A 3432-nucleotide genomic window follows, 5' to 3' on the forward strand; every position below is an offset into this window, starting at 1 on the left:
ACAATACTCAATGACGGCAGCGCCAGTCCAATCCAAATCAGCCACAAAGGTTTAGGGGTAGAGTGGGAAGAGGGATCGAGGCGTTGCAATTGGATCGATGACACTGGATGCGTCGCTGCAGCAGCGCAGATGCAAGCAACGCCAGGCGCGTAATTGCCATCGCCCCAATTTGGCATCCTCGACCTCTATCTCCTCCGAGGCTTGCCACCAAGTGGACGAATCGTTAAGCTTGAACTTCTCACCATGACTGTCGAAATCGATTTGATTTGAGATCTCAATCCATTTCGATCTCAAAATTTTAAAATCTTTGCACAGTAGGAGTTTCAAACTACACTAGATTCACCAAAATTGTCAGCAGATTCGCTCTTACCCTTGTGCTGCTTCAGTTTGCAAAGATTAAATCGAAATGGTTTGAGATCCTAAACCATTTCGATCCATGATACACTTTCTTTTTTTAGTCTAGTCCAGTAGATTCAACAGAGAAAGTTGTTATGAAAGGCTGCGAGCTTTCCTCTTTCTATAGCCGACTAGGAACCACGACAAGTATGGAGCTTGCCTGTTTGAGTCACAACAAGGGCGATCGCGCTCTAGAGCAATCGGTTATCCTGAGAACAGAAGTAGTATAATGCCTGGGAGGATTGAACGTGTCTAGCGTTGAATTTCAAGCCAAAGTTGAAAATGGCAATATCGTAATTCCTGACGAATATCGGCAAGAATTATCAGAAGTCGCTACTGTAAAGATTGTTATATCAAAGCAGTCCAAACAACAATTTATTCCATTCGATATCATGGATGAGTTAGCACAAAACCCTGTTTCAATTTCAGGAATTCGCACGATTTCGCGAGAAGAAATGCACGAGCGATAAAAGATGGATGAGCCGCTTTGTTTTATTGATTCCAATATCACGCTTACACTAAACTTACACTAAATTAGCGCTCGTGTTAGACTGGCTTTTCATCTCCTACCCTATAATCGTTTGCTATGGGTCGTCACATCAGCAAAATTTGTCGGCAGTGTGCCACCCTATCTGTAGAAGATGCTAAAGAACTTCACGGCGAAAATGGCGATCGCTGTTGGAATCCTCGCATTTGCCATCGTCGGCGATCTCACTACCGTCACCGCAATGACAACAATCGCTCCCGCCGCCGAACGAAGCGGATGGGGATTTCGGCAAGCAAAGAGCTACTAGGAACAGTCGAAATTGAACCGCCAGTGCCTCAAGCGGCGATCGCTGCCGTTTTGGTACTGTATCGCCAGCACAAAAATTCACCAGTTCATGCAGTTGCCGCCGAAATCTGGCAGGGTAATAATCTAATTGCTTCTGTCAAACCCGTTCACTGCATGGGGATGCGCGGCGATCGAGTCAGCGAATATCTTCAGGAAATTTTAGCATTACTCACGCAACAATTTGGAGTTACTCGGTTTGAGGACATAATTAAAGAAGTTCCCGTTCAAAAGTGTCCGATTCGACCCTGCCCGTTGCAGATTTAGCTAGCAACTATGAGCAATCAATTCAGCGGCGATGCCAAAGGCGGTTCGCGAAGCGACCTTCGCGCTCCTAGCACTTCCAAGGCAGCTAATACTATAGCTGGGGTAGCGTTGCCTCCAGAACAGCGGTTAACTTTATACGGTGTCAGTTGGGATACTTACGAGAAGTTGCTAGAAGCATTTGGCGAGCATCGGGCAGCGCGGCTGACTTACGATCTCGGAGTATTAGAATTCATGGTTCCACTGGAAGAACATGAAAACAAGAGCGACTTAATTGGCGTTTTTATTCGCACTCTAGTGGAAGAAAGCGGTTGGAATATCAAAAGCTTGGCATCGACGACGCTCAAGCGCGAAGATTTGAAAAAGGGAGCCGAACCAGATAAATGCTACTACATCCAAAACGAATCCCTAGTTAGAGGCAGAACGATCGACCTCAACCGCGATCCGCCGCCGGATTTAGTGGTGGAAGTGGACATTACTCATACTGATATCGATAAGAATGCGCTCTACGCTCAGTTAGGGATATCAGAGTTTTGGCGCTACGATGGCGCAACTCTGAGAATTTACCAACTTCAATCGGGAGAATATCGGGAAGTATCGACTAGCCCTACATTCAACTGGTTACAGAAAGAAGTATTTTATCAATTTTTGGCACAATGCCTTACTCAAGGAGAAGCAAATGCCAATCGGCGACTGAGATCCTTGGTGCAAGCACAACTAGCAAAATTGTCCGAATAGACCCAATCGACAAATGCAAGCGATCCAACTCGAACTTGACTTATGGAATAACTTGTCAGCCGCCGCCGCTGCTCCACTTGCTGCCGACATGGATCGACTATGGCAGGATTTGTCAGCGGCGATAACTTCGTTAAGCTTCGCTAACGCACCTTTACCACGGCAATTACAATTAGCGATCGTTCCCGAAGCCATCTTGAGGATAGCCCAAATCCATGCCGATCGCGCCCAATCCCTGCTTGATGATTGGGAAGCAACCCACCAGAGCGATGACGAACCGATTTTAACCGAAGATCTGCTAGCTCCAATGCTGCGTCAAACAATGACATTAGATCTAGAGGCATTGCTAGAGCCACCACCACTATACCCGCGCTCTTCCCACTCAAACTCTCAATCGGTGGCAGGTGTTGTTGACAAAGCAGCTGTGTTGAATGCATTGGATGAAATGGCAGCAGAACGCCCAGATGAAGAAGACCCAGGACTAGTAGCATATGTGGAAGATATCTCTGCTTGGGCTATTGCAGTCGCCGAGTATTTTAGCAGCAGACGAGTACAAAGCTTACCGCTGCTTGAATTAGTACAAAAGGTACAATATCCAGCTCAAAAGCAGCAGGACTGTGGTTCGCAACTAGTCAAGACTTGGATGGCATTGTTATTGGGGGGATTTAGGCTAGAGCAGCAAGAATTCTACAATGCGGATAGTATTGAGGTTTGGTACTAATAATCCTGTTACGATTGTCGAAATCGATTTAAATTGGGATCTCAAACCCTTCGCGAGCGAAGATACAATTTTATTTCACATATCTTGCAAAGCATGTCACACTTTTACTAGACTGAGGATTTTATCACTTTAGATTTTGGCTACAATTAAGTTGAACGAAAATTTGATTTTATGACTCGGTTAAAGAAGGGAACAGTAATTCATATAAAGCAAGTATTCTCGGATAGCTACGCTCTAAAAGACCGTTTGATCCGGCTAGGTTCTGGTACAAAAAAGAATCCATTTGTTACCTGACGCTTAGTTGAAATTTGTTCGGAAAAAACATGGCATTCTGATTTAACGAGTGTTCTTGACCCCAAAGTTTTATCACCATTAGTTGTTGGTGATTTATCTTGCCGAAGATGGAGGATTGAAAATGCTTTCAACACGGTAAAAAGGCTCTTAGGCTTAAATTATTTCTGGACGGGTTCTCTCAATGGCATTCAAT

The 3432-nt window shown here is 45.0% G+C and carries 5 protein-coding genes and 1 pseudogene; all 6 read left to right on the forward strand.

Annotated elements, in window-relative coordinates; genetic code table 11:
• The first annotated feature begins 491 nt into the window (after window positions 1–491).
• Window positions 492–626 carry a hypothetical protein gene (locus tag ACRC32_RS07435; protein WP_438553365.1) on the forward strand — a complete coding sequence of 45 codons (135 nt, stop codon included), beginning with the start codon at window positions 492–494 and terminating at the stop codon, window positions 624–626.
• A gap of 18 nt (window positions 627–644) precedes the next feature.
• On the forward strand, window positions 645–866 hold the full coding sequence (locus ACRC32_RS07440) for a hypothetical protein (RefSeq protein ID WP_192160245.1): 222 nt from the start codon (window positions 645–647) through the stop codon (window positions 864–866).
• 116 nt (window positions 867–982) lie between these two features.
• Window positions 983–1492 carry a hypothetical protein gene (locus ACRC32_RS07445; RefSeq protein WP_438553366.1) on the forward strand — a complete coding sequence of 170 codons (510 nt, stop codon included), beginning with the start codon at window positions 983–985 and terminating at the stop codon, window positions 1490–1492.
• 9 nt (window positions 1493–1501) lie between these two features.
• Window positions 1502–2227 carry a Uma2 family endonuclease gene (locus ACRC32_RS07450; protein WP_438553367.1) on the forward strand — a complete coding sequence of 242 codons (726 nt, stop codon included), beginning with the start codon at window positions 1502–1504 and terminating at the stop codon, window positions 2225–2227.
• 13 nt (window positions 2228–2240) lie between these two features.
• Complete coding sequence (locus tag ACRC32_RS07455; protein WP_438553368.1) at window positions 2241–2945, forward strand: hypothetical protein; 705 nt, start codon at window positions 2241–2243, stop codon at window positions 2943–2945.
• Between the two features lie 92 nt (window positions 2946–3037).
• A pseudogene (locus tag ACRC32_RS07460) lies at window positions 3038–3432 on the forward strand (transposase); the annotation flags it as partial.

The sequence above is a fragment of the Chroococcidiopsis sp. genome (assembly GCF_051657925.1).
In the GTDB taxonomy this organism is placed as follows: domain Bacteria; phylum Cyanobacteriota; class Cyanobacteriia; order Cyanobacteriales; family Chroococcidiopsidaceae; genus Chroococcidiopsis.

Coding starts and splice junctions, on each gene's coding strand:
- ACRC32_RS07435 (WP_438553365.1), top strand. CDS start 492: ATGAAAGGCTGCGAGCTTTCCTCTTTCTATAGCCGACTAGGAACCACG.
- ACRC32_RS07445 (WP_438553366.1), top strand. CDS start 983: ATGGGTCGTCACATCAGCAAAATTTGTCGGCAGTGTGCCACCCTATCT.
- ACRC32_RS07450 (WP_438553367.1), top strand. CDS start 1,502: ATGAGCAATCAATTCAGCGGCGATGCCAAAGGCGGTTCGCGAAGCGAC.
- ACRC32_RS07455 (WP_438553368.1), top strand. CDS start 2,241: ATGCAAGCGATCCAACTCGAACTTGACTTATGGAATAACTTGTCAGCC.